This window comes from Shewanella sp. (genome assembly GCF_048265805.1).
GTDB lineage: Bacteria > Pseudomonadota > Gammaproteobacteria > Enterobacterales > Shewanellaceae > Shewanella.
In genome coordinates, this window is record NZ_JBLXAT010000002.1 from 122,733 (window position 1) to 147,234 (window position 24,502).

The following is a 24,502-nucleotide window of genomic DNA, read 5'->3' on the forward strand; positions in this document are numbered from 1 at the left end:
TCCTTAGAAATTCACTTGCTTATTAGAGCTCTTCGACAAGGCGTCTTCGCGTGTAATCATGCCGCGACTCACCAACTGCTGCAGACTTTGCTCCAAGGTTTGCATCCCATGCGCCATACCAGTTTGGATAGCGGAATACATTTGCGCCACTTTGTCTTCACGGATCAGGTTACGAATAGCAGGAGTACCAAGCATGATTTCATGCGCAGCCACACGGCCACCGCCGATTTTCTTGATCAATGTCTGTGAGATAACCGCCTGTAACGATTCTGACAACATAGTGCGCACCATGTCTTTTTCACCCGCAGGGAACACGTCGACCACACGGTCAATGGTTTTAGCCGCTGAAGTGGTGTGCAAGGTACCAAATACTAGGTGACCGGTTTCAGCCGCCGTCAGTGCCAAACGGATCGTTTCCAAGTCACGCATTTCCCCTACCAGAATCACATCGGGGTCTTCACGTAATGCGCTACGCAGCGCCGCTTCAAAGCTCCATGTGTGGCGATGTACTTCACGTTGGTTGATCAGACATTGCTTGTTTTGGTGGACAAATTCGATCGGGTCTTCAATGGTCAGAATATGGTCATGACGATTGTCATTCACATAGTCAATCATCCCAGCCAGCGTGGTACTTTTACCGGAACCAGTTGGTCCAGTAACCAATACTAGGCCGCGCGGATACGATGCTATTTTTTTGAAAATCTCTGGCGCGCCTAACTGTTCTAAGCTGAGGATCTCAGTAGGAATGGTACGGAATACTGCCGCACTACCACGTGACTGGTTAAAAGCGTTAACCCTGAAACGCGCCAAATTGGGCACTTCAAAGGAAAAGTCGAGCTCTAAGTGCTCTTCATAATCCTTACGCTGTTTATCATTCATGATATCGTAAACAAGGCGGTGCACGTCTTGGTGCTGCAATGCAGGCACGTTGAGCTTTCTCACCTCACCGTCGACACGTATCATAGGGGGAACACCCGCTGAAAGGTGTAGATCTGACGCTTTGTGCTTTACACTAAAAGCCAATAATTCAGTGATTTCCATAACTTGGTATATCCGTTAAACCAAAGATAACAACATGACAACAATAGCAGACAGACTGTCACTCGCCCAGCAGCGGATAACGGCAGCGGCGACAAAATCCGCCAGAACTGCAGACGAAATCCAACTTCTGGCAGTGAGCAAGACTAAGCCCGTAACTGATATTTTAGCGGCTTACGCCGCAGGGCAACGTCGCTTTGGTGAAAATTATGTGCAGGAAGGCCAAGAAAAGGTCACCGCCTTAGCCGAGCAATATCCCGATATTGAGTGGCATTTCATTGGGCCTCTGCAATCCAACAAAAGCCGCATCGTCGCTGAACATTTTGATTGGATGCATACTGTCGACCGCGCCAAAATTGTACAGCGTTTAAGTGCGCAGCGGCCAGCAAATCTAGCGCCGCTCAATGTGTGTATCCAGATCAACATCAGTGGTGAAGTAAGCAAGTCAGGCATTACTGATGAGGCGAGCATGCTAGCATTAGCGCAGCAGATTACCGCGCTACCACAACTGAAATTACGTGGTTTGATGACGATTCCAAGCCAAGATGACGAGTTGCAACTGCGGCATGAGTTCGGCCAAATGCAGCTGTTATTTCACACACTGCAACAGCACTATGCCGACATTGACACCCTATCCATGGGCATGAGCCAAGATTTAGAACTCGCGGTGGAATACGGCTCCACTATGGTACGCATTGGCAGTGCCATCTTTGGTGCTCGCGATTACAGCAAAAAGGCTTAGAACCTTAGCGCTGGCCTTGTTTTTCAGCTATCGCGCCCAAATACTATAACGACGTCGCTACGGTGGCACGTTCGCATTAACAAAAAGAGGAACGCATGACTTCTAATAGAATCTGTTTTATCGGCGCCGGCAATATGAGCCGCAGTATCATCAGTGGTTTAGTAACCAGCGGCTATCCTGCCGGCTGCATTGAGGCCACCAATCCTAGCACACCTAAGCTGGACGCGCTCAAAGCAGATTTTGCCATCAATACCAGTAGTGATAACGCGGCAGCAGCGGCACGTGCTGATGTGATTATTTTGTCAGTCAAACCACAATTAATGCAGCAAGTGTGCGAAGCGCTGGCCACGCTTGATCTGTCACAGAAGCTGATCATTACTATCGCCGCTGGCATTCCCGCCGCCCGCTACCAAGAATACTTTGGCCAACCCATCCAACTGATCCGCGTGATGCCAAATACTCCAATGCAACTGGGTGCGGGAATGTCAGGTTTGTATGCACCAGCCAATATTTCCGACGAGCAAAAAGCGGTAGCGGAAGCAATTGTAAAAACCGGTGGTGATGCAGTCTGGGTAGACGACGAAGATGGTCTTAATCTGGTGATTGCACTTGCTGGCAGTTCACCAGCGTATTTCTTCCTGTTTGTCGAAGGGATGATTAACGCGGGTATCGCCATGGGAATGGACGCTGACAAAGCGCGTACTTTAGCTCAGCAAGCCGCCTTTGGTGCCGCACGTATGTTGATTGAAAACCCAGATTTAACGGCTGAGCAATTACGCCAAAACGTCACGTCTAAAGGTGGCACCACGCACGAAGCTGTAGAGACCTTTAAGCGCGGCGACCTACATGGTTTAACCGCTAAGGCTATGGCAAACTGTATCGCGCGTGCGCAAGAGATGGCGAAACAATTTTAACCTCGAAGAGAGCTAATTCGTTATGAATGATCCATTCGTTTTTTTGATAAATACCCTGTTCGATTTATATCTGATGGTGGTGTTACTGCGTATCTGGCTGCAGTTGGCTCGTGCGGATTTTTATAACCCATTTAGCCAATTTATTGTCAAAGCAACCCACCCAATTATTAAACCCATGCGCCGCGTGCTGCCAGCCATCGGCAATTTAGATACTGCGTCGGTTGTGCTCGCATTGGCAGTGGTGGTACTCAAGATTGTGCTTATCGCGCTGATTGCTGGTCAACCCATAAATATCGCAGCTATTTTACTGTTTAGCGTGGTTTCTGTGATTAAGCAGGCGGGGGTATTGCTATTTTATTTGCTGATTGTGCGCGCCATTCTTAGTTGGGTTAGCCAAGGCCGCAATCCGTTTGAACTCGTGCTTATCCAGTTAACTGAGCCATTCTTAACGCCAATTCGCCGCATCATTCCCCCCATGGGTGGCCTAGATTTGTCGGTACTGGTGTTATTTATTTTATTGAACTTCATCAATTTGTTGTTAGCACAGCACGTTCCATACTGGGCCATCGCCTAATGGCTACACCCGCCGTTACCATGGAGCAGCAATCATTGCTGCTCCATCTTTATATACAGCCCAAAGCTAGCCGCGACCAATGGTGTGGCCTGCATGGTGATGAGCTAAAACTGGCAATCACCGCACCACCAGTTGATGGTAAAGCCAACCAACATATCATCAAGCTGCTCGCCAAAGCGTTTAAAGTGCCCAAAAGCAGCGTAGCGATTCAAAAAGGTGAACTGGGCCGCCACAAACAGATCCGCATTACTGACCCACAGCAACTACCTGAGGCAATTAGCACGTTACTTTGATGGGAATTCATCGCGTTGCTGCGTATAATTTGCCTGACTTATCGACATACAGAGACATCATGTTCCGTTCGTGTATCAGCTTGCTACTTATCTGCAGCGCTTGGGTATTTTCCGCCCATGCCGAACAAAAGCTGCATGTAGGCCACTATGACATCCACTATATGGCACTGCCGAGTACCTTTATCTCACCGGCGGTGGCGCAAACTTACGGTATTCAACGCAGCCGCTACCTTGGCTTAGTGAATATTGTTGTCATCGATACCGAATCCGCTACGCCGAGCTATGTGTCCGTAGAAATCAATGGCATTGCCACCAATCTGCTAGAGGCCAGATTTAAACTGAAATTCAGAGAGATGCGTGAAGGCAGTACCATCTATTACCTCGCGCAACTACCTTATCGCGACAGTGAGGAGATCAACTTTGACCTTTCTATCAAAAACAAAGGCGAACTGAATACCAAACTGAATTTCACCCAGCAATTTTTTAATGATTAAATTCAAATGCTTGCACTAGCCAAGCAATAGCCTATTTGAGACAACACCATGCAAAAATTTGTGCTTGCCAGCGGCAACAAAGGCAAACTGAAAGAGTTTGCCGAAATGTTCAGTGAATTCCAGATTGAAGTGCTACCGCAGAGCGATTTTGCTGTGAGCGAAGTGGCCGAAACAGGCACCACCTTTGTGGAAAACGCCATCATCAAAGCGCGTCATGCCGCCGAAATGACTGGTCTGCCAGCCATTGCTGATGATTCGGGATTAGAAGTTGATGCGCTGCAAGGTGCACCGGGGATCTATTCCGCCCGCTATAGTGGAGAACAAGCAACCGCTGAAGGCAACTATCAAAAATTGCTGAGCGCACTCAAAGAGAGCGATGCAGCGCGCACCGCTCGCTTCCAATGTGTATTGGTGTACATGCGTCACGCCAAGGACCCAACGCCGATCATCGCCCAAGCCGCATGGGAAGGTAGCATCGGCTACGCTCCGCAAGGTGAGCAAGGCCACGGCTATGACCCAGTGTTTATCCCTCAAGGCATGCAACAAACGGCCGCCGAAATTAGCAGCGAGCAAAAGAACGCCTTAAGTCATCGTGGTAAAGCGTTAGCCTTGTTGCTGGAAGCCTTTAAAGCGCAGGGGATTATTGCTTGATCAGCCAACTGCCGCCTCTGAGCTTGTACATCCATATTCCGTGGTGTGTACGTAAATGCCCCTATTGCGATTTCAACAGCCATGCCCAGCATGGTGAGTTACCGCAGCAGCAATATGTCGACGAGCTACTCAAAGATCTGGATGCTGACTTGCACTGGGTACAACAACGGCCGCTACACAGTATTTTTATTGGGGGTGGCACGCCATCACTATTCGATGCAACCCAGATCAAACGCTTGCTTGATGGCGTAGCGGCACGCATACCTTTTGCGACCGATATTGAAGTCACGATGGAAGCCAACCCTGGCACCATTGAACATGACGACTTTGCAGGCTACCGCGCAGCTGGCGTCACCCGCGTATCGATGGGCGTGCAAAGCTTTGCGCCAGATAAGCTGACCATTCTTGGCCGTATTCACGGTGGTGATGAAGCGAAGCAAGCGGCACAGACAGTAAAGCAGGCACAATTTAACAGCTTCAATATCGACTTGATGCACGGTCTGCCCGATCAGTCACTGGCGCAGGCATTGGCTGATATTGAAACCGCGGCGGCGCTGAATCCGCCCCATCTGTCTTGGTATCAGCTCACCATTGAGCCAAACACCTTGTTCCATAGCCGCCCGCCAACACTACCTGACGACGAAGCCTTATGGGGCATCTACCAACAAGGGCAACAGCGTTTAGCAGAGCTGGGTTACCGTCAATATGAGATTTCCGCCTACGCTAAACCCGGTTTTGAGTGCCGCCATAATCTCAATTATTGGGAGTTTGGTGATTACTTAGGTATCGGTTGTGGTGCCCATGGCAAGATCACCCAGCTGGCAGAGCAGAAGATCGTCCGTAGCGTCAAAGTCAAGCATCCCAAAGGGTATTTGGCGGGTGAACACTTATATCAACTGGACGAAGTGGCCGAGGAAGACCGCCCGTTAGAATATCTGATGAACCGACTGCGGTTGATGACGCCGATTGCCAGAACTGCCTTTGAAGCACGCACTGGTGTCAGTGCCAGTGTGCTGGATGATGGTATGCAGCAAGGTGAGCGTCAGGGGTTAGTGATAGTGACCGATAGCCATTGGGAACTCACAACCAAAGGCCATATGTTTGTGAATGAGTTATTGTCCTATTTTTGCTAAACGGCCATAAAAAATGCCCCAGTATTGCTGGGGCATAACCATAAATCAGGATGTAGGTTTAAATGCTGAACGGCTCAGTTAAACCGTACAACAAAAGATTCGGATAGCAGATATTGCTGAATCATAGCGCCGTGTCAAAGGGGTCATTCCAACACAGCTTTCTCCCTAGATTCCCACCCAAATCAAGCCATACCATTCTAATAAGCCAAGGGAGTGTTGCAACCTGAGAAACAATTATTTGCCACTCAGGTCAAAAAACACATTTTGCTTAATTATCTATATTAAAAACAACACCTTGATTTATAGTACAATTTTATTATCTCAGATTAAATCGATTGATTTTACTGAATAAAATTGTTTTTTCCGTTTTACTTACGCTGTTCGAAAATCTCTGTGAATTTGTCGTCCCATCTTGGCGGAGTGCCAATATGATCTTTGATAAATTCAATAAAGGCACTGACTTTTGGCGCCAGATGCTTACGGCGTGGATACACCGCTTGCAATGGCAAGTGATTCACTAAATGCCAGTCGGTTAGCATAGGTACTAACTTACCTTCAGCAATTTCATTTTCCAGCAGATAGGTAGCCATATACACGATACCTAGGCCGTTAACAGCGGCAGTTTTCAGGGCGGGCGCATTGTCCACGCGGAAGTTGCCTGATACGCCAATCTCGCAATAATCTTCGCCACGTCTAAACTGCCACACTGAATGCTCATGCCATTCACCGTGGTACACCAAACAGTTATGCTCAACCAACTGCTCCGGACGGTCAGGCATACCATGGCGCTTAATGTAATCTGGTGAGGCTAACAATAAGAACTGACACTTCATCAGTGGGCGCGCCACCATACCCAGCGGTAGTTGCTCAGACATAGTTAACAGCAGATCTAAGCCTTCGTTGACCACGTCAACCTTATGATCCAACAAGCTAACTTGTAGCTCTAACTCTGGATGACGCTCCATAAACTCAGGCAACGCCGGAATAATATGAGCCGTACCAAACGACTGTGAAATCCCCAGCTTTAATACACCACGAGTAGCGTCGTTAAGGTTGTGCACACTAGCTACTGCTTGGTCAGCGCCACGTAACAACTCTTCACCTTGGGCGTAAAGCAGGTTACCGGCTTCAGTCAGGCTCAAACTGCGGGTAGTACGTTGAATAAGTTGTACACCTAAACGATGTTCTAAATCAGCGACTTGGGTACTTACTTTGGACTTGGAGATACCTAAACGACGGGCTGCGGAGCTGAAACTGCCAGCACGAGCGACATGGGTGAAAATTGCAATGGGTTCTAATAGTTCTAGCATTGATGTCGCCTATAGCTGCTGTATTTTTATAGCACGAAACATAATTTGGACTTGAACGTACCGGCCAATGGCCGTGATTGTACGGTTGAGCGAATAATTGTATCGAGATTCAGAAAAATATACCAATGCTTTCTCGATTCAGCTCACCCAGGCAGGCCGACTGGCAAGAAAAATGCCCCGTACTGAAATCTACTCATACGGGGCGAAAGGAAGGTTCGTTAGAACCAGTCAAGGTAGGTTAAATGCATTACTGCTTGTCAGAATCACCAGCAATTAAGGTGTATTTAGTAAGCTCAGGGATCTGTTGCTGTAGCTGTTGCTCGGTCACTTGTAGCTGCTCAAAACTGCTACAGAGTTCATCAGCATGCTGCTCCAACACTTTTGACTTGGCATCGACACGCGCCTCAATCTCCTCGCCCATGCGATCCATTTTGGCGCCGAAATCTTCCATATCGCCATCCATCATACTTTTGCCGATGTTCATCAAAATACTGCCCATTGAGCTCATCACCACTTGCTCAATCTCATCACTGAACTCGTCGTTAAATGCTGCGTCAATTGATTCTTCAGAAGCACCTACGTAATACACATCACCACGGTGATATGCTAAATCCCCTAAACGGCTGTGTAGTTTTTCCAGTGCTTGATTAAGCTTGGTTGAGCCTTCATCACCTAATAATGGCGTTAACGCACCACCTACCGCATCGGTAGCGATATCCATCGCGTCATCCACTAAGCCGATAACTTTAGGCAGTTGCTCGCTGATACCTTCGCGATACTGGGTAACTAACTGACGCTGCTCTGCGTTCAAACTCACTTGCTTGCCATCGACAAATAATTTGTCGCCCTCAATGCGGTAACGCTCCACATCGTTTTCAGCCACAGATAACCATTGCGGTTTGGCGGTAACATCATAGTTGAGCGAAATATCGCAGCTATCGTGGTGATGACTAAACGTTTTAGCTTCCACTGGATTAGCATCTAACAAGCTGCCAGCAATTGCGAGGGTACAAAGCAGAGTTTTCATGATGATTCCTATCATGCCAATGTTATTGCTTTGAAATAGCACATGGCGTGCCAACTTTTATCAGACTGATAAATAAGGATTTTTAAAATAATGAATAACAAAACCTGACGGGATGTAGTTAAACAGGCGAGTTTTTAGCGATTCTGACTACAGCAGTGGTGAAAGCATAAAAAAAGCAGCGTATTGACGCTGCTTTTCAGGTTAACGGCGAGGATTAACTCCACCAAATGTCATAAAGCTCGGTGACATTCACATCATCAACCTTTTGTGCTTGCCAAAATGCTGCCACCGCTTGGCGATCATCTTCGGTACATTTACCGATACGTTGGGTCGCAATGATACCGTCCCAAATACGGTGACCGCCGCCATGGAATCCCAGGTTGCGCGGCTCAATCACTTCAGCAATGAACTTGTCCACTTGCGCATCAATCTCATCTTCAGAGATGGTGTCAGGGAAGCGCCATGCCACATCAAAACCTAACTCTTGAAACTCATCTACGCGTAGCTTTTTACGTAAACGACGACTGCGAATAGCCATGTCTAATCTCCCTCTAACAATTACTCAACGCGTTCAAACATCAGATCCCAAACTCCGTGTCCAAGACGTTGGCCACGAGCTTCGAATTTGGTCAATGGGCGGTAGTCAGGACGAGGTACCACAGTACCATCTGCTGACTGATTTTTATAGCCAGCTGCTTGGTTCATGACTTCAAGCATATGTTCGCTATAGTTTTCCCAGTCGGTAGCCATATGTAACACGCCACCAATCTTCAAACAATGACGTACACGCTCAGCAAACTCAGCTTGTACGATACGACGCTTGTGATGGCGCTTTTTATGCCAAGGATCTGGGAAGAACAGCTGTAAGCGCGCCAATGAACCATTTGGAATACAGTGGTCAAGCACTTCTACCGCATCATGGTGATACACCCGCAGGTTAGTTACACCCGCTTCCGCCGCAGAACTCAGACACGCGCCCACGCCTGGCTTATGTACTTCAATCCCAATGAAGTTCAGCTCAGGAGCCGCTTTCGCCATTTCAACCAATGATGCGCCCATACCAAAACCGATCTCAACAACGGTATCCGCTTCGCGGCCAAATACCTTGGCTAAATCCAACGGTTCTGGAGAGTATTCCAACCCCATGGTCGGCCAGTTTTCCTCAAGCGCTTGAGCCTGACCTTTAGTCAGTCGTCCCTCGCGCAATACAAAGCTTTTAACTTTACGCAGGTACTTGCCTTCTTCATTGAATTCAGCAGTGGTAACGTCGCTCATTTTTGCTCCTGTCAACGGACAGCCATGTGAAAAGAATGGGCATTATCCAAACTTCACCCTAGGGTGCAAGCCCTAGCGTTGAAAAAGTACCCGACAAAGCGTTTATTCATGCACTACATCAGGATTTACTTGTGTGGCATTTAGGCCAGCTATACACTTGGCGGCCATGAATACAGTCCCTTTTTCTCAGCGTATCATCGAGTGGTATCGCCAATTTGGCCGCACTACCCTACCGTGGCAACAAGCTAAAACCCCTTATAAAGTATGGATATCAGAGATAATGTTGCAACAAACACAAGTTGCCACTGTTATCCCTTACTTTGAGCGGTTTATGGCGCGCTTTACCACGGTAACTGAACTCGCCGATGCCGATATTGATGAAGTGCTCCATCACTGGACCGGTCTTGGTTATTACGCCCGCGCCCGCAATCTGCATAAAGCGGCGCTCATGATTCGTGATAACTATGCGGGCCAATTTCCCGACAAGTTTGATGATGTAGTGGCGTTACCGGGCATAGGTCGTTCCACTGCTGGCGCCATCTTGTCGCTTGCCAGCGGTCAACACCATGCCATTTTAGACGGTAACGTCAAACGTGTATTGACGCGCCATCAGGCCATTGAAGGTTGGCCTGGCAACGCCAAAGTTGAGCAAACGCTGTGGCAAGTTGCTGAAGCTCTGTCGCCCAAACTGCATATCGACCAATACAACCAAGCGATGATGGATATTGGGGCCACCTTATGTACCCGCAGCAAACCTGCGTGCGAGCGTTGTCCGGTAGCGATAGATTGCCAAGCACAGCGCCAAGGACGCCAGAAAGATTTCCCAAGTAAAAAGCCCAAGAAAGCGATTCCAAGCAAACAAGGCTTTCTATTGGTACTTCGCCAAGGACAGCAGATTTTACTGCAGCAGCGGCCCCCCGCCGGAATATGGGGAGGCTTGTGGTGCTTTCCAGAGTTTAGCTCTGCAACACAGCTGAAGCAGCGCGCTGAACAAATTGCGCCAAATGCCCAGCTGCATCCATTGCCGCCATTTCGGCACACTTTTAGCCACTACCACTTTGACATTGAGCCTTTGCTGCTCAACGTTGATGACGTTGCCCCAAATCACTTAGATGCAGCTCTACTTGAGCAACAGAGTGACAACAACGTCATGGAACCTAAGCCCACTCTTTGGTATAACTTAGCCCAACCATCAAGAGTCGGCTTGGCTGCGGCAACCGAACGTATTATTGCGAGTCTTCAGACCGCCTCAATCAAGGAGCTTGAATAACTCATGGCACGCACAGTTCATTGCGTTTATCTCAATAAAGAAGCCGAAGGGCTCGATTTTCAACTTTACCCAGGTGAGCTAGGTAAAAAGATTTTCGACAACATCAGCAAAGAAGCTTGGGCTCAATGGCAAAACAAGCAAACCATGCTGATCAATGAGAAAAAGCTCAATATGATGAATCCAGAGCATCGTAAACTGCTGGAAGAGCAAATGGTGGCATTTCTGTTTGAAGGTGGTGACGTCCACGTTGAAGGTTATGTGCCACCAAAAGAAGACGAGCTATAAGTGTAGCGCGCCGACCAAAATGACAAATGGCACCGCCTAAATGAGAAAAATATAAAGGCCCTTAATGGGCCTTTTCTTATTTGAGAACAATCAGTAACATTTCTCAGCAGTGGTATGGCCACTGTGAATTACCGCACCACTACGGGCTTTAGTCGTTATTTGCCCGCCGCCCACCTTGGTTACAAGTTGCACAATAACGCTACAAAATGCTACAAATGCGCCCTTCGAAGGATGAACCACCAAATACATCATCTGTGCAGTGGAGATCAACTATGGTAGCACTTAAGTTGAGATACCCGCAGGACGCACCGCAGCGCTTGGAAGCATTATTGGATTACCTCAATGATTGGCATCAGTACCAACATGAGCAGCAGCAACAGCTAATTCACTTCACCATGCAACGTTCACTGTTTCGCAGTGAGCTATTTATTTTACAGCGCCATTTTCCACAGGTGAATGTGCAAGTTGTCTATCTGAATTAAGCCCCCCAGTGTTGGCTTAATTGGTCGCTATTATCAACGGCGACGGCTGAGAAGCAGCATAAAAGCAATAGCAACCACCGCGAGCGTCACCCCGCCACAACATACCGCAAACCAACCATGCCATTGGTACAATAATACCGATACATATGAGCCCAGCGCACCTCCAGCAAAATAGCTGGTCATATAGCCGGCATTAAGCCGATTACGGGCTTCCGGCTGCAATGCATAAATCACGTTCTGATTGCTTACATGCGCCAGCTGTACCGCTAAGTCCAACAGCACAATACCGATGATCAAACTAACAACCGAGCTATCGGCAAGAAACAGTAACAGCCAACTCACTAAACCGGCCAACCAGCCGATCCAACTGCCCCAATTGCCTTTACCGCGATCGGCCAGTTTACCCGCCCATTTCGCCGCCATTACGCCAGCGATACCCGCAATCCCAAACAAACCGATCACCGCATCGGAATATTCATAGGGAGGATTCGCCAACAAAAAGGCTAACGGTGTCCAAAACAAGGTAAACATGGCAAAGCTTAACGCACCAAGGAATGCTCGCTGAGCTAGCACAGGTTCAGTCTTAAACAGGCTGAGAACCGAGCGTAATGCCTGACCATAGTTAAGAGACACTTGTGGGCGATAGTTAGGTAATGTGCGCCATAGCAAAATAGAACAGATCAACATAGCTACGGCTGCGAACCAGTACACCGCTTGCCAAGATAGTAATGAGGAGAGCGCCCCCGCCACCACTCGCGCCAGCAAAATGCCTAACAGCAAGCCGCCCATTACCGTGCCTACTGCTTTGCCACGTTGCTCCGGTGCTGACAACGTGGCTGCCAACGGCACAAACACTTGAGCAACCACCGAACAACCGCCAGTCATTGCCGTACCAATAAGCAACCAGCTCACGCTCCGTGCCATCGCACTCACCAATAAGCCAACAGTTGCCAGTAACATCAGCACCACAATCATACGGCGCCGTTCAAGAATATCGGCCATAGGCACAATAAGGAACAAACCGAGGCCATAGCTTAATTGCGCCGCGGTAACTAAGGTGCCAGCCACGGCATGAGAGACATCAAATGCTTGAGAAATAGTATCGAGCAAGGGCTGTACGAAATAGTTGTTAGCTACTGCCACCCCGGCAGCAACAGCCATTAACAGAATAAGTTTCGGGGAAAGCGTAGGAGCATTGGTCGACATAGACGTCCTTGGAATAACGCGACGATGGTCGGTGGTATAAATTGGGGCGCTATTATGCGCTTATATCGCTATCTCAGAAACCCCATAAAGAGGTAGTCAACACATTGTTACCATCACGACACCAATATACTCATTATGATGGTCGACAGAGGAATAAATTGAATAATGGGCAATTAATCGCCGTAAACATTAGCTATGTCGCCATAACGTCGCACTAATAGCGCACATTTGACCATTAACTGAGCGAACAAAGCAGTTCTATTCAAAAAGGGGTTGCGCCAGAAAAAACACCGCTATATGATACGCACCACTTCGACAGGACAGGCAAACAGCTTGAAATGTAGAAGTAAAATAACTGATAACGAAAATCATCAGTTGCCCGAATAGCTCAGTTGGTAGAGCAGCGGATTGAAAATCCGCGTGTCCCTGGTTCGATTCCGGGTTCGGGCACCACTTGTTGCCGGCATAGCTCAGTTGGTAGAGCAACTGACTTGTAATCAGTAGGTCCCGAGTTCGACTCTTGGTGCCGGCACCATTTTTAAGGCCACATTGTTGTGGCTTTTTTTATGCCTGAAATTTGCCAATCACTGAATTTACCGCAATAAAAAAGGCGGTAAACACCGCCCTCTTGTATCACTGCTTACATCAATTACAGTGCAGTTTCTGCCATAACCAAACGCGGGATTTGATTCAGAGAAGTCAGATGGCTGTAGATGGGACCTAACAGGCCTTTCTTACGTAAATCCAGATAATCTTCATCGCTCAGCTCTGCCAGCTTACGCTCATCAACCAGATAGATACCGTTGATGTTACGTTTTTCACCTTTCACTTCAACAGTCAGGGTTTGTTGGATCAGCAACTCTTTTTCAGCCAAGAATTTTAATACGGCACGAGATTGTTGATCTTGCTCGAAGTGACGCAGTACTTGTTCGCGACGCTCTTTCAGCGCTGGCGTTTCTTCGCCATTTTCAAACAATGCAACGCCTTCTTCTTTGCTCAGTTGGTCACTCTCTTCACGCACACCAAACCATACGCGGTCAGTTTGCTCTGGGTCCAGTACCACTGTCAGCGGAAAATCACGCAGTACGTTAGGTACATAGGTGCCGGTCCACGCGCCATCTTTTACACGCAGGTTTTGTTGTGGTTTCAAGCCCAGCATCATCACCGCTTGGAACTCGTTAGTTTCTTCGTTGGACTTAACAAACACCACAGGTACATCTGTTGCTGCGTACATTACTTCGTGCAGACTAACTGGCATCAAATGCTGATCAGCCACATGCTCAAAAGATGGTTTTTTGAATTTAAGATCGGCATGTTTTGCTGGATCTAACAATGCAATTGCTTGGGTCATTTCAAGCTCCTTGAGGGCTCTTTTCTCTAAGTTTTATGTTCTAAAAAATCAGGAAGCGCTTTCCCTAGCCCGTAGTTATACCCTGTTTCATTCGTGAATAAAAACACAAAACGGTAACAACTGTGATTAACCAGACACCAGATTGACATTTATCACTCAACTGCAGTTTTTTTAGCCAAAAGCTAAGTCGCAACCATAAAAAAGGGAACCGCAGTTCCCCTTTCGCCTCATTAGTGCAACTTCAGTTTCGGCCGCTGCCATTTGAGTAGTCGCTGCGCCAAACTGTAAATGGCGGCAGAAAACCAACCATAAAGACTCGCCAGATGGCGCTGATATAACGACATATACATCAAGCGCGCTAAATAGCCTTCAATGAACAGTGAGCGCGAACGCAGGTTGCCCATCAGGTTACCGACGGCGGAGAAACGGCTCAGCGAGACCAATGAACCATAGTCTTGGTAGACAAACGGTTTTTCCGCTTTACCTTTCAAGCGATTCAATAAGTTTTTATAGAGTGTCTCTGCCATTTGCGATGCCGCTTGCGCTCGAGGTGGCACAGGGCGACCACTGTCTTGAATCAACATGGCACAGTCACCAATCGCATAGATGTACTCTTGACCTTTCACCCGCATGCACGCGTCGACTTCCACTTGATTGCGCTTGCTGATGGGTAACTCGGTCAGCACTTGCAGCGCATCAGGGCCTTTCACACCTGCGGCCCACACTTTTAAGCCAGACTCAATCAGCACACCGTCTTGGGTAACAAAGCCCTCTTTGACAACCTCTTTAACCTGTACACCAATATGCAAACGCACGCCGATATGGTCTAACACAGTTTGGGCCCGCGCGCTGACTTTGTCGGGCAAGGCAGGTAGGATTTTCTGCGCAGCTTCAATCAGGTGGATCTCTAAGTGCGATTTATCAATATTGAGATAACCAAAATCTTTCACCGATTCCAGCACGTGGTGCAACTCTGCCGCCAACTCAACTCCTGTGGCACCGGCACCGACAATACCGATACTGAGTTTTTCATTGGTTTCGTCCAGCAGTAACAGATCGTCGAGCAACTTCTGGTGGAAACGGTTAGCACTTTCCAAGTTGTCCAAGAAGATGCAGTGTTCTTCCGCGCTTGGCGTATTAAAGCTATTGGAGATACCGCCAATGGCGAGCACTAAGTAATCGTAGGGGATTTCACGCTGACCAATCAGCTCTTCACCATCGTCATTTAGTACACTCGACAGCGTGATAGATTTTGCTTGAGGGTTGCAGCCAGCCAGCTCGCCGCGCAAAAAGCGGTAGCCATTTTTCAGACCGTGGTCGCGATAAAGCAAACCTTCGACCGATTGATCGATAACGCCAACGGCTACTTCATGTAATTTGGGTTTCCAAATATGCACCGAACTTTTATCGACCAAGCAAATTTCAGCTTCGCCAGATAAGCCAAGTTTACGCCCCAGTTTTGAAGCTAACGCTAGACCACCAGCGCCGCCTCCAACAATAACGATTCTGTTAGCGGTCACGACTTTTTACCCCCATGAATCCCTCAAAAATTATGTTACTTATATCACATTTTGATAGTCGAATGACCTATTGGATTAGCGTGATATTTATATTAAATTCTACTAATAAATTAATAACTGGACAGTTAGCTTGCCAATAGTCGTTTATTAAGCATGATGAAACGCTGCAACATCCAAACAACCAGCAAACTGCTGCAACATGACATCGCCAGCCATACGCCAGTCACCCCAAATAACTTACCGAGAGCAAAAATAAGCACACCGATTAATATCAGTTTACTGCCAGTGAGCATAGTGGCCTCTTTGGGACGATCCATCGCTTGAAATAAACTGGCACCGACTAACACCATGCCTTCAAATGCCAAGCCCCAAAAATAGAGATACAAACCGTCAATGGCATATGGTGCCAAGGTTGGATTGTCGCCAGCAAACAGATAAACCATCCTCTCCGGCTTGCTATAGATGAGCGTCATGCCCAACAGCGCAACACCCACTGTGGCGCTAAAGGCCAACAGCGCAATCTGCCGCACTCGCCGCATTAATCCAGCACCAGCGTTAAAACTCATAATTGGTTGAGCGCCAAGAGCAATGCCTTCAAAGATCAAATAAAACATCGCTTCGGTATAACTTACCACGCCATAAGCGGCGATGTGTATCGGCTCTCCTTGCCACAAAAAGGCAATATTGTGCAGCGTTAGCACTACCGATAAATACAGGCTCATCATCATGCTAGGAAAGCCCAAGCGCAAAATAGATTTCACCCACTGCCAGCTAAATTTGAGTTGCTCACGCGTCAGGCGTAACTGTGTCTGCTCGCTAAAGAAATGGCGTAAACACAGCCACGCAGCAACGCCTTGGCACAACATAGTGGCAATGGCAACCCCTGCAAATTCCAGTGGGATCAGCACAATCAGCAGCCAGTCGAGTACGATGTTGAGTACGCCACAGCCAATCTGAATCCACGTCACACGGCCAGGAAAGCCGTCATTGCGCAGCATGGCCGAGAACGACATGGATAGAATCGGTAACACGCCAAACAAAAAGTACCAAAACAGATAGATTTTGGCATAGGCGAGGATATCGCCAGTAACGCCCAGCAGCCGCAGTATCGGCTCACGCATAATGATGCCGATAATTGCCACCAAGACTCCCGCCACTATGCCGAGCAACAAGGTATTCGCGACAATCTCTTTAGCTGCCTGCACGCGTCCTTTACCCAACTGCAATGATGCGAGTGCGGCCCCCCCCATACCGATAAGCGCGCCAATAGCATAGATCACCGCCCCGACCGGATAGGCCAGCGTAATCGCCGCTAGCCCCTGCTCTCCCAAAAAATGGCCGATAAACATGCCATCAACCGTGACGTACACGCCAGTAGCCAACATGGAGACAATGGTCGGCATGGCGTAGCGCCAAAACAGCTTACCAATCGGCTGCTGTGCCATATCAACCGCATGGGAAGTGTGACTCATATTAGCGGTAATCTTCCTGCCAACGGCACTGGCTCAATGCTTGTTGTAACGCGGTGGCATCTAATGCAGTTTGGGAGATAAACTCAATGCGCGATTCCATCGCGTCATCCAATTCGCTAACGGTTTGTTCGTCGCCAAGGCGATTAATCGCGGCAATTCCTTCATTAGTGATCATCACCGCTTTAAGGCGCTCGCTGGTCACCGCCGCCAACCAAGTGAATAGTGCGTCAAACTCAAATACCCAAGTGGCATCAAAACGCCAACCGTAGCTGTAATAACCTTCACTACTCTGCTGTTTAAAGATGATACCTTGCGCATCATAAACATCATCAGGCGGTGCCACCTCATCGCTTGTTGGCGCTTGTAGCAATCCGCTAGTGGCAGTCATCATACTTGGTCGACTGACCACCGCGCGCGGCGTTGCCATTGCTGCCATTAATGCTTCGGGGATCCCGTCATTACGTGACCATTGAAACTGTGGTTGGCGCTGCACCGATTCGGGCAACTTGGCTAACAAGGCGGGCAGATCAATCTGGTCGCGCCATAGATCCGACTTGGACAGTAGCAATAGCTCGCTGCTGTGCAACTGTTGTAAAAAGGTGTCGTGCTGCAAATATTTGGCATCCGCCAACTTACGCGGGTCAATCACGCAGCAGCTGCTACGTAGCGATAAAATATGGGCAAACTGTGGTGAGCTAAGCAGGCGTAAAATCTGTTGTGGATGACCAAGCCCAGTCGGCTCAATCAGCAGGCGCTGCGGCTTAGCTTTGGCAACTAATTGCGTCACCGCCACTTGCAAAGGCACCCCAGCGGCACAGCACAGACAACCACCGGGCACCTCGCGGATCACGACCCCGTCGGTTGAGGGTAGCAACTCGGCATCGATACCGATTTCGCCAAATTCATTGACCAATACCGCCCAAGTCTCATCCGCAGGTTTTGATTGCAATAACGCTTGAATAAACGTGGTTTTGCCCGCGCCGAGAAAACCGGTGATCACATGGGTCGGAATATTGGCTTGAATCATAGTGCTCCCCTCATTATAAGAGGCGCAAGTGTACCCCGATTTAACCAAGATGCGAATAAGTCCCGTATACACTTGGCTTGACTACTTGCAGCAAGCGCGGGGCGAGCAACAAGCCTAGGCGGGGACTAGTCAACACCATCAAAACCGTTTCGCCCCTTAGGGGCTGTTTATCCTTAGCGTTTAATTTTCGTTCAAATTAAACGCATTATGAGCAAGGCGCAGCCAGTAACGTTTAGTCGACTAAGCACACCGGAGGCAACAAAGTTCAGGAGGCGTTTAAATGAACCCTTCGGGCAGTGACATAGCGCAATTTATTCAGCGTTAGGTGATATTTGTGGAGAATAACTACACGGCACATCACCTGCCTTGCCTAAATCACCCTCTGTCTACTGCAAAAACAACCAGCAAAGATAAACAGCCCCTTAGGACGGTAGCCGGATTTGACGATGCAGATATTGCAGTTCGAATTCGCTAGCGGTAACGGCACGCGAATAAAAATATCCTTGAGCATAGTCGCAGCCCATCTGTTTGAGAATGGCGGCTTGCTCGGCATTTTCGACGCCTTCGGCAATCACTTTAATCCCCAACTTATGTGCCATCACAATAATGGCCTCGCATAAGGTCACATTATTTTCGTCCACATCGATTTGATTGGTAAACGAACGGTCAATTTTAAGATAATCAATATCAAACCGTTTCAAGTAAGCCAACGAGGAATAGCCTGTGCCAAAGTCATCCAATGACACCTGAATGCCGACATCTCGATAGGTAAGTAGCTTACTGGAAATCGTTTCATTTGCTTCCAGCAGTAATCCCTCCGTGATTTCGATACAGATACAACTACCAGTGACTGATTTTTGCTTGAGGTAATCAATCCATTGCTCAAAGCGAGCACCTTCATCGCGAAATTGAATCGGCGACTTGTTGATGCTGATCTGCATCTCAAGCTGATAATGCTGTTGCCACTGAGCACATTGATCCACCGCTTGGCGGAAAACCCAATCGCCGATATCGAGGATCATGCCAGTATCTTCCGCCACCGGAATAAACTCCGCTGGTGAGACCGTGCCGCGCTCATCGTGCGACCAACGTAATAGCCCTTCCACTTTTTCGACTTGGTTGGTCGCCAGATTAACTATCGGCTGATAGTAGAGTTCAAAGCTATCAGCTTGCACCGCTTGGCGTAAATCTTGGATCAGCTTCATGCGATACTTCGCCTGCTCCTGCATCGAAGAAGTAAAGTAATTAAAGCGGTTACGTCCCTGTGCTTTGGCGGCGTACATCGCCTGATCGGCATGTTTCAACAATAGCTCTTCGCTGTGGCCATCGTCAGGGAACATGGTGATGCCGATACTGCCACTGATGTAAGCATTCTCTTCGCCGAGTTGGAATGGTTCAGCTAAGCGCTGCAAAATCTGCTGTGCTACCCGCTCTACATCTTTGCTGCTTTGGGCATTAAGCAGTAACAACGTAAACTCATCCCCGCCGAGGCGCGCCACAAAATCGGTCTCTCGCACACAGCTACGAAGCCGTACCGCGGTGTCACGCAACAAGCGGTCGCCCATATCGTGGCCTAAGGTGTCATTGACCTCTTTAAAGAAATCGAGATCCAAAAATAGCAGGGCGAATTTAGCATGGCGTCGCTGTGCTTGGCGGATCTCCTGGTTCAACTGTTCAATAAACATGCGTCGATTGGGCAACCCCGTAAGAGGGTCATAGTTAGCTTGCTGCCAAATCACCTGTTCAGTGTTCTTCTTCTCGGTAATATCAGAGAACAACATCACCCAACGATGCAACTTGGCTTCTTCGTCGGCGAGCAGATTGATAGAAAGCCAAACAATGATTTCACGCGCATCATGACACTTCAGCCACAACTCCCCTTGCCAGCATTTCTCTCGCTTCAGTTCATCGCGAATATGGCGATAGTCCTCCGCCGTTTGCTGGCTACTGCGCAGCGGTCGAATACTGTGTCCTAAAATATCGGTTTCACGATAACCGGTGATCTGACTAAAAGCAGGGTTAATGGTGATAATACGCCCTTTGTCATTGATGACCGCCATTGCTTCGGTACTGTTTTTGTATACTGAAGCCGCCAATTTTAGCGAAACTTCCCGCTGTTTCTGCTCGGTAATATCCTCATGCACGCCACAAAGCTTAATGGCGCCCCCCTGTTCGTTACGCTCAATGACCTTGCCATTGACGCGAAACCAACGTTGTTGTCCATCGAAGCGATGAAAACGATATTCACAATGAAAATTAACCGTTTCCCCCGCAATATGCTGCTCCAGTGCCGTTAACACATGAGGCAGATCTTGCCGATCGATAGCGCTATACCACAGTTGCCGCCCACCTTCGGCCAAGGCTTGTTCGGTGCAGCCCAACATCTTTGCGGAGCGAGCATCTAACGTCAGCTCATCCTTTGGAAGATCCCACACCCAGTAGCCTTGCCCTGAGCTTGCTAACACCAGTTCAAGTTGCTCGTAACTGCTTTTGAGTTGCTGTTCTGCCAGTTTGGCGGCAGTGATATTGATATAACCGGCGATAACCAGTTGCACCGTGCCACGCTCGCGTTTGCATGACACGGTGATTTTGCAGTACACCACCTCACCGTTTTTATGGATAAAGCGTTTTTCTAACTCGTATCCCTCAATCGTACCGCTGAGCATCTTGTGGTAGTACTGCAAGTCACTATCGAGGTCATCTGGATGGGTAAGCTCAGTCCAAGCCATCTGTAGTAGTTCCTCTTCGCAATAGCCGAGGATCTTACACAAGCTAGGGTTGACTTTGAGCCAATGCATGTCGGTTGAGGCGATGGAGATACCGATATTGCCGCTGTCAAATTGGGAACGGAACAGAAATTCATCTTGCAACTTGATACGTTGATCTTGCTCGTGCTGCAGTCGCTGAGCCAGCACATAACCTAACCCAGCATTAGCTAACGGAAAGACCGTAAAGAATGGAACCGCCAAGTCCAACATCACATCAATGGCGATATCGAGCGGCAGGATCAAGTTCCACAACATAATTGGCACTTGTACCGCAAACGAGAACAGTAACATCTCAGCAATGGAGATATCTTGCAGCGGCGCTTGGCGCCAGCGCCGCCAATAACGCCACCCGAGACCAAACAGAACAGATGAGCAGATGACCGACATGCCGAGCCACATGCCCATGCCGCCGAGATAAAGTCGGTACAACGAAGCAATAATCGACGCAACAACCGCTGGCACCACCCCAAAAAACAGCCCTGTCATGCACAGCAAGATGCTGCGAGCATCGTAAATAATCCCAGGTTGTATGTTCCATGGCGTCAGCATCATCGCTATGGCAAGGCCACCAATTATCACGCCAGCTAGCACGCGCCATATCAGCGAGTAGCGACTCGGTTTACGCAGTGGGATTGCTTCATAAACAATCGCGAGCACCAATAACAACGCGGCGTTCTGGACAAGTGCCAACAAGATCCCTTGTGTCATTGGTGGCTCGCTAACTGAAAGAAAAATGGCAGATAAAATCAGTTTAGCATAGCGTTGAATCTTATGATGTTATCAGGCCATACCATAAAGCTCTGTCACATATAGCTTGGCACTGGTTTGCCAATCAAAGCGACAGTTGGCGGCATTTTTTACCATCACCAACCAAGGTTCACTGCCATACAAACTTAACGCGCGGTCCAAAGTGTTAAGCAATTCATCGGCTTGTTCTTGCAGGTTATCGCCACTGAAGCTAAAGCCATTTTTACCATCGACTACGGTATCGCGCAGGCCGCCGATACTGTGCACCAAACAGGGCTGAGCACCGCGTAGAGCCAACATCTGACTAATACCACATGGCTCAAACGAACTTGGCATTAAGAACAGATCGCCACAGGCGTACAGCGCATCAGACAACTCTTCATGATAGCCATTCACAAACAGGAAGTTATCATGTCGCGCCGCCACTTCACTGAACTGCCGCGCAATCGCATCATCGCCACTCCCTAGCAACCAAAAGCGCGCTTTCGGATTCCAAGCTTTTAGGCGCGTTAAAATGCCATCAAGCACGATTTTGCCTCGCCACGGTTGGCGTAACAGCAGCATCTTTTGGTCGGTTAAACGCCCAACGGAAGTCAGCAGAAAAGCTTTCGGACGCCCTTGTTGAAACAAGCGAATCTGCGCGATCAGTTCTGATGGATGCACATTTTCACTGAAGCCTAATTTATACAGCAAGGCTTCGTTCGCTAACGACACCAGTTGGCGCTTTAACTCATCACGGCTCGGTACATTGTCTCGAAGCGGCGGATATTCGCAGCCGTTAAGAATGCCGTAAAGCTTGCCACGACGCTGTACTTGTTGCAGGTCCCACTCTAGCCCTTCGCCACCAAAAAAGCCTTGCTCATGTTGTGACGGTTGCAGCACTTCCTCGGCATAACCGGGAGAGACCAGATGTACTGAGTCAGACAGATTGATGGCGGCTCTTAGCGGATTAACACACTCGGGATAACGCGGGTCGATAATCTCCGCCAACTGATGCGGCGGCTTTTTGGCTAACTCCGGAAACCACGCTTCTAACGATGAGATATCACCGCGCAATGGCCGAATGCCCTGCATGGCGAGGTTGTGAATGGTGAGGATCACGGGGATCTGTTTGAGGGTGGCGTATTCCTGCATGTAACGGCGCAGCATCGTAAAAAAGCCACAATGCCAATCGTGCAGATGTAACCGCTCCGGCAATGGCAGTAAACCACCGCACAAGGCGGTGGCAACGGCGGTACAAAACAGCGCAAATTTACCTGCGTCAGTAGCGAAGGGCCGACCCTCGGCATCTTGGGTATAGATGCCGTGGCCGGGAGAAACAAATTGCTGATGGGCTAACAGATAAATCCACGCCTTAGGCTGCAATGGATTGGGTAAACGATACAGTTTGATCAGGAAATGACCGCTATCGAAATGTACCGGAAAATCACACATAAAGTCGGCTTGTTGCTCTCGGGCAAGAAAACCGTAATCCGGCATGATGATATGGGCGGTAACACCTTGCTTAGCTAAGGCGGCGGGTAAATCCCGAATCACGTCCGCCATGCCCCCTACTTTGCCACCTTTCAGGGCGGCATTTTCAGCCGCCAACATTAAAACTTCACGCACTTTAGGCGATTGCTGCATTATTCATATCCTACCGGCAAACCAAGCATATCTCGTGTTACAAGTACCACGCCGTCCTTGGACACTCTAAAACCTTTGGCGCGGTCATGATCATGGTTGTAGCCAATCTCCATCCCTTCGGGAATGATACAACCGCGATCGATAATCGCCTTTTTAATGCGGCAGTTACGTAACACCACCACGTCCGGCAGAATAACGGAATCCTCCACTATCGAATAAGAACAAACGCGCACTTCGTTAAATAACACGCAGTGACGCACCGTCGCGCCCGAGACAATACAGCCGCTGGAGACCACAGAATCAACCGCCATGCCGCGGCGGCCATCATCATCAAACACAAATTTTGCTGGTGGCAGTTGTTCTTGATAAGTCCAGATAGGCCATTTGGCATCGTACAGATTGAGTGCTGGTGTCGGATACAACAGTTCCATATTGGCCAGCCAGAAGGAATCCAACGTTCCCACATCGCGCCAGTAGGCGGGTTCATTGGGAAAGGCACTGCGGAATGGATAGGCATATACATTATGATGCTCAATGATCGACGGAATGATATCCATACCGAAGTCACGGCGAGACGCCTCGTTCTTGGCATCTCTTTTCAGCTGGTCAAACAGAAACTCGGTGTTGAACACGTAGTTGCCCATCGACGCGAGACACAGTTCAGGATTATCTGGTACAGGTTTAGGATGGGCAGGTTTTTCCTGAAATCCTAAAATGCGGTTGTTTTGATCCACCTCCATTACGCCAAAGGAGTTAGCCGCTTCTTCAATGGGGACTTCCATGCAACAGCAGGTCATATCTGCACCCGACTCAGCATGTGCCGCCAGCAAACCAGCGTAGTCCATGCGATAGACATGGTCGCCAGAAAGCACCATCACATAGCGGGGCAGTTCATGGCGAATAATGTCGATATTTTGAAACACCGCATCTGCCGTGCCTTGGTACCAACTATCTGAGAAACGTTGCGATGCAGGCAGTACCTCGACCGACTCGCCCAATTCCTTCTTGAAATGGCCCCAACCACGCATGATGTGACGGATCAGCGAGTGGGACTTATACTGCGTCACCACCCCAACTCGGCGAATACCTGAGTTGATGCAGTTAGACAGTGGAAAATCGATGATGCGGAATTTGCCACCAAAATATAACGCGGGTTTCGCACGCCAGTCGGTTAATTCATGCAGACGGCTTCCCCTGCCGCCGGCGAGAATTAACGCATAAGTATCGCGAGTAAGATTACTAATATAACGCGGACTGGAATTTGGCATATAGCTCGGTCTCCCCAAAAAATGATGGA

The 24,502-nt window shown here is 48.7% G+C and carries 23 protein-coding genes and 2 tRNA genes; 12 read left to right on the forward strand and 13 right to left on the reverse strand.

Annotation, left to right across the window (positions count from 1 at the left end):
• Positions 1 to 3: 3 nt before the first annotated feature.
• Positions 4 to 1,041 (reverse strand): type IV pilus twitching motility protein PilT, encoded by a 1,038-nt coding sequence (locus ACN0TT_RS01820; RefSeq protein ID WP_417760431.1) that lies wholly within the window; start codon positions 1,039 to 1,041, stop codon positions 4 to 6.
• A 34-nt stretch (positions 1,042 to 1,075) separates the two neighbouring features.
• Here ACN0TT_RS01820 and ACN0TT_RS01825 point away from each other — a divergent pair, with 34 nt between their 5' ends.
• The 7 genes from ACN0TT_RS01825 to hemW all read left to right on the forward strand — a co-directional run bounded on the left by ACN0TT_RS01825 (position 1,076) and on the right by hemW (position 5,839).
• The gene (locus ACN0TT_RS01825) at positions 1,076 to 1,780 is read left to right on the forward strand and encodes a YggS family pyridoxal phosphate-dependent enzyme (RefSeq protein ID WP_417760432.1); all 705 of its coding nucleotides are present in this window, start codon (positions 1,076 to 1,078) and stop codon (positions 1,778 to 1,780) included.
• A 95-nt stretch (positions 1,781 to 1,875) separates the two neighbouring features.
• Positions 1,876 to 2,694 carry a pyrroline-5-carboxylate reductase gene (gene proC / locus ACN0TT_RS01830; protein ID WP_417760433.1) on the forward strand — a complete coding sequence of 273 codons (819 nt, stop codon included), beginning with the start codon at positions 1,876 to 1,878 and terminating at the stop codon, positions 2,692 to 2,694.
• A gap of 22 nt (positions 2,695 to 2,716) precedes the next feature.
• Positions 2,717 to 3,268, forward strand: coding sequence for a YggT family protein (locus ACN0TT_RS01835; protein WP_417760434.1), 552 nt, complete (start codon positions 2,717 to 2,719; stop codon positions 3,266 to 3,268).
• The gene (gene yggU, locus ACN0TT_RS01840) at positions 3,268 to 3,561 is read left to right on the forward strand and encodes a DUF167 family protein YggU (RefSeq protein WP_417760435.1); all 294 of its coding nucleotides are present in this window, start codon (positions 3,268 to 3,270) and stop codon (positions 3,559 to 3,561) included. Before ACN0TT_RS01835 ends, yggU begins: the two co-directional genes overlap by 1 nt.
• A 59-nt stretch (positions 3,562 to 3,620) precedes the next feature.
• The gene (locus tag ACN0TT_RS01845) at positions 3,621 to 4,055 is read left to right on the forward strand and encodes a DUF4426 domain-containing protein (protein ID WP_417760436.1); all 435 of its coding nucleotides are present in this window, start codon (positions 3,621 to 3,623) and stop codon (positions 4,053 to 4,055) included.
• Between the two features lie 48 nt (positions 4,056 to 4,103).
• Positions 4,104 to 4,706, forward strand: coding sequence for an RdgB/HAM1 family non-canonical purine NTP pyrophosphatase (gene rdgB, locus ACN0TT_RS01850; protein ID WP_417760437.1), 603 nt, complete (start codon positions 4,104 to 4,106; stop codon positions 4,704 to 4,706).
• Positions 4,706 to 5,839, forward strand: coding sequence for a radical SAM family heme chaperone HemW (gene hemW / locus ACN0TT_RS01855; RefSeq protein ID WP_417760560.1), 1,134 nt, complete (start codon positions 4,706 to 4,708; stop codon positions 5,837 to 5,839). Before rdgB ends, hemW begins: the two co-directional genes overlap by 1 nt.
• Before the next feature lie 368 nt (positions 5,840 to 6,207).
• On the opposite strand, the gene ACN0TT_RS01860 is transcribed toward hemW, so the two are convergent.
• The 4 genes from ACN0TT_RS01860 to trmB all read right to left on the reverse strand — a co-directional run bounded on the left by ACN0TT_RS01860 (position 6,208) and on the right by trmB (position 9,451).
• Positions 6,208 to 7,149: a LysR family transcriptional regulator gene (locus ACN0TT_RS01860; RefSeq protein WP_417760438.1), complete on the reverse strand. Its 942-nt coding sequence runs from the start codon at positions 7,147 to 7,149 to the stop codon at positions 6,208 to 6,210.
• A gap of 247 nt (positions 7,150 to 7,396) precedes the next feature.
• A complete protein-coding gene (locus tag ACN0TT_RS01865; protein WP_417760439.1) occupies positions 7,397 to 8,176 on the reverse strand; it encodes a YggN family protein in 780 nt (259 codons plus the stop codon).
• A gap of 214 nt (positions 8,177 to 8,390) precedes the next feature.
• On the reverse strand, positions 8,391 to 8,714 hold the full coding sequence (locus ACN0TT_RS01870; protein WP_417760440.1) for a 50S ribosome-binding protein YggL: 324 nt from the start codon (positions 8,712 to 8,714) through the stop codon (positions 8,391 to 8,393).
• A 20-nt stretch (positions 8,715 to 8,734) separates the two neighbouring features.
• Complete coding sequence (gene trmB / locus ACN0TT_RS01875) at positions 8,735 to 9,451, reverse strand: tRNA (guanosine(46)-N7)-methyltransferase TrmB (protein ID WP_417760441.1); 717 nt, start codon at positions 9,449 to 9,451, stop codon at positions 8,735 to 8,737.
• Between the two features lie 166 nt (positions 9,452 to 9,617).
• On the opposite strand from trmB, the gene mutY reads away from it, so the two are divergent.
• The 3 genes from mutY to ACN0TT_RS01890 all read left to right on the forward strand — a co-directional run bounded on the left by mutY (position 9,618) and on the right by ACN0TT_RS01890 (position 11,488).
• Positions 9,618 to 10,721 carry an A/G-specific adenine glycosylase gene (gene mutY / locus ACN0TT_RS01880; protein ID WP_417760442.1) on the forward strand — a complete coding sequence of 368 codons (1,104 nt, stop codon included), beginning with the start codon at positions 9,618 to 9,620 and terminating at the stop codon, positions 10,719 to 10,721.
• Between the two features lie 3 nt (positions 10,722 to 10,724).
• Complete coding sequence (locus ACN0TT_RS01885; protein WP_417760443.1) at positions 10,725 to 11,006, forward strand: oxidative damage protection protein; 282 nt, start codon at positions 10,725 to 10,727, stop codon at positions 11,004 to 11,006.
• A 272-nt stretch (positions 11,007 to 11,278) separates the two neighbouring features.
• The gene (locus ACN0TT_RS01890; RefSeq protein WP_417760444.1) at positions 11,279 to 11,488 is read left to right on the forward strand and encodes a hypothetical protein; all 210 of its coding nucleotides are present in this window, start codon (positions 11,279 to 11,281) and stop codon (positions 11,486 to 11,488) included.
• 33 nt (positions 11,489 to 11,521) lie between these two features.
• Here ACN0TT_RS01890 and ACN0TT_RS01895 read toward each other — a convergent pair whose 3' ends face one another.
• On the reverse strand, positions 11,522 to 12,694 hold the full coding sequence (locus tag ACN0TT_RS01895; RefSeq protein WP_417760445.1) for an MFS transporter: 1,173 nt from the start codon (positions 12,692 to 12,694) through the stop codon (positions 11,522 to 11,524).
• Positions 12,695 to 13,071: 377 nt separating this feature from the next.
• Between ACN0TT_RS01895 and ACN0TT_RS01900 the strand changes: the two genes are divergently transcribed.
• Together ACN0TT_RS01900 and ACN0TT_RS01905 are read left to right on the forward strand one after the other, a co-directional pair.
• A tRNA-Phe gene (locus tag ACN0TT_RS01900) sits at positions 13,072 to 13,147 on the forward strand.
• A gap of 6 nt (positions 13,148 to 13,153) precedes the next feature.
• A tRNA-Thr gene (locus ACN0TT_RS01905) sits at positions 13,154 to 13,229 on the forward strand.
• 114 nt (positions 13,230 to 13,343) lie between these two features.
• On the opposite strand, the gene ACN0TT_RS01910 is transcribed toward ACN0TT_RS01905, so the two are convergent.
• From ACN0TT_RS01910 to glgC, 7 genes are all read right to left on the reverse strand, one after another.
• The gene (locus ACN0TT_RS01910) at positions 13,344 to 14,045 is read right to left on the reverse strand and encodes a SapC family protein (RefSeq protein WP_417760446.1); all 702 of its coding nucleotides are present in this window, start codon (positions 14,043 to 14,045) and stop codon (positions 13,344 to 13,346) included.
• Positions 14,046 to 14,275: 230 nt separating this feature from the next.
• Positions 14,276 to 15,565, reverse strand: coding sequence for an NAD(P)/FAD-dependent oxidoreductase (locus tag ACN0TT_RS01915; protein WP_417760447.1), 1,290 nt, complete (start codon positions 15,563 to 15,565; stop codon positions 14,276 to 14,278).
• Between the two features lie 125 nt (positions 15,566 to 15,690).
• Positions 15,691 to 17,037, reverse strand: coding sequence for an MATE family efflux transporter (locus ACN0TT_RS01920; RefSeq protein ID WP_417760448.1), 1,347 nt, complete (start codon positions 17,035 to 17,037; stop codon positions 15,691 to 15,693).
• Position 17,038: 1 nt separating this feature from the next.
• Positions 17,039 to 18,064, reverse strand: coding sequence for a CobW family GTP-binding protein (locus ACN0TT_RS01925; RefSeq protein WP_417760449.1), 1,026 nt, complete (start codon positions 18,062 to 18,064; stop codon positions 17,039 to 17,041).
• A gap of 422 nt (positions 18,065 to 18,486) precedes the next feature.
• Entirely contained in the window at positions 18,487 to 21,540 is a 3,054-nt protein-coding gene (locus ACN0TT_RS01930; protein ID WP_417760450.1) for an EAL domain-containing protein, read from the reverse strand.
• A 72-nt stretch (positions 21,541 to 21,612) separates the two neighbouring features.
• Positions 21,613 to 23,205: a glycogen synthase gene (locus ACN0TT_RS01935; protein WP_417760451.1), complete on the reverse strand. Its 1,593-nt coding sequence runs from the start codon at positions 23,203 to 23,205 to the stop codon at positions 21,613 to 21,615.
• A complete protein-coding gene (glgC, locus tag ACN0TT_RS01940; RefSeq protein WP_417760452.1) occupies positions 23,205 to 24,473 on the reverse strand; it encodes a glucose-1-phosphate adenylyltransferase in 1,269 nt (422 codons plus the stop codon). Before glgC ends, ACN0TT_RS01935 begins: the two co-directional genes overlap by 1 nt.
• Between the last annotated feature and the right edge of the window lie 29 nt (positions 24,474 to 24,502).

What these genes read in the sequence shown, in the direction of transcription:
- ACN0TT_RS01885 (WP_417760443.1), top strand. Translation starts at nt 10,725, where the DNA reads ATGGCACGCACAGTTCATTGCGTTTATCTCAATAAAGAAGCCGAAGGG.
- ACN0TT_RS01865 (WP_417760439.1), bottom strand. Translation starts at nt 8,176, where the DNA reads ATGAAAACTCTGCTTTGTACCCTCGCAATTGCTGGCAGCTTGTTAGAT.
- ACN0TT_RS01935 (WP_417760451.1), bottom strand. Translation starts at nt 23,205, where the DNA reads ATGCAGCAATCGCCTAAAGTGCGTGAAGTTTTAATGTTGGCGGCTGAA.
- ACN0TT_RS01860 (WP_417760438.1), bottom strand. Translation starts at nt 7,149, where the DNA reads ATGCTAGAACTATTAGAACCCATTGCAATTTTCACCCATGTCGCTCGT.
- ACN0TT_RS01920 (WP_417760448.1), bottom strand. Translation starts at nt 17,037, where the DNA reads ATGAGTCACACTTCCCATGCGGTTGATATGGCACAGCAGCCGATTGGT.
- ACN0TT_RS01835 (WP_417760434.1), top strand. Translation starts at nt 2,717, where the DNA reads ATGAATGATCCATTCGTTTTTTTGATAAATACCCTGTTCGATTTATAT.
- ACN0TT_RS01820 (WP_417760431.1), bottom strand. Translation starts at nt 1,041, where the DNA reads ATGGAAATCACTGAATTATTGGCTTTTAGTGTAAAGCACAAAGCGTCA.
- ACN0TT_RS01925 (WP_417760449.1), bottom strand. Translation starts at nt 18,064, where the DNA reads ATGATTCAAGCCAATATTCCGACCCATGTGATCACCGGTTTTCTCGGC.
- ACN0TT_RS01825 (WP_417760432.1), top strand. Translation starts at nt 1,076, where the DNA reads ATGACAACAATAGCAGACAGACTGTCACTCGCCCAGCAGCGGATAACG.
- trmB (WP_417760441.1), bottom strand. Translation starts at nt 9,451, where the DNA reads ATGAGCGACGTTACCACTGCTGAATTCAATGAAGAAGGCAAGTACCTG.
- ACN0TT_RS01845 (WP_417760436.1), top strand. Translation starts at nt 3,621, where the DNA reads ATGTTCCGTTCGTGTATCAGCTTGCTACTTATCTGCAGCGCTTGGGTA.
- mutY (WP_417760442.1), top strand. Translation starts at nt 9,618, where the DNA reads ATGAATACAGTCCCTTTTTCTCAGCGTATCATCGAGTGGTATCGCCAA.
- ACN0TT_RS01910 (WP_417760446.1), bottom strand. Translation starts at nt 14,045, where the DNA reads ATGACCCAAGCAATTGCATTGTTAGATCCAGCAAAACATGCCGATCTT.
- proC (WP_417760433.1), top strand. Translation starts at nt 1,876, where the DNA reads ATGACTTCTAATAGAATCTGTTTTATCGGCGCCGGCAATATGAGCCGC.
- rdgB (WP_417760437.1), top strand. Translation starts at nt 4,104, where the DNA reads ATGCAAAAATTTGTGCTTGCCAGCGGCAACAAAGGCAAACTGAAAGAG.
- ACN0TT_RS01895 (WP_417760445.1), bottom strand. Translation starts at nt 12,694, where the DNA reads ATGTCGACCAATGCTCCTACGCTTTCCCCGAAACTTATTCTGTTAATG.
- glgC (WP_417760452.1), bottom strand. Translation starts at nt 24,473, where the DNA reads ATGCCAAATTCCAGTCCGCGTTATATTAGTAATCTTACTCGCGATACT.
- ACN0TT_RS01930 (WP_417760450.1), bottom strand. Translation starts at nt 21,540, where the DNA reads ATGACACAAGGGATCTTGTTGGCACTTGTCCAGAACGCCGCGTTGTTA.
- yggU (WP_417760435.1), top strand. Translation starts at nt 3,268, where the DNA reads ATGGCTACACCCGCCGTTACCATGGAGCAGCAATCATTGCTGCTCCAT.
- ACN0TT_RS01870 (WP_417760440.1), bottom strand. Translation starts at nt 8,714, where the DNA reads ATGGCTATTCGCAGTCGTCGTTTACGTAAAAAGCTACGCGTAGATGAG.
- ACN0TT_RS01890 (WP_417760444.1), top strand. Translation starts at nt 11,279, where the DNA reads ATGGTAGCACTTAAGTTGAGATACCCGCAGGACGCACCGCAGCGCTTG.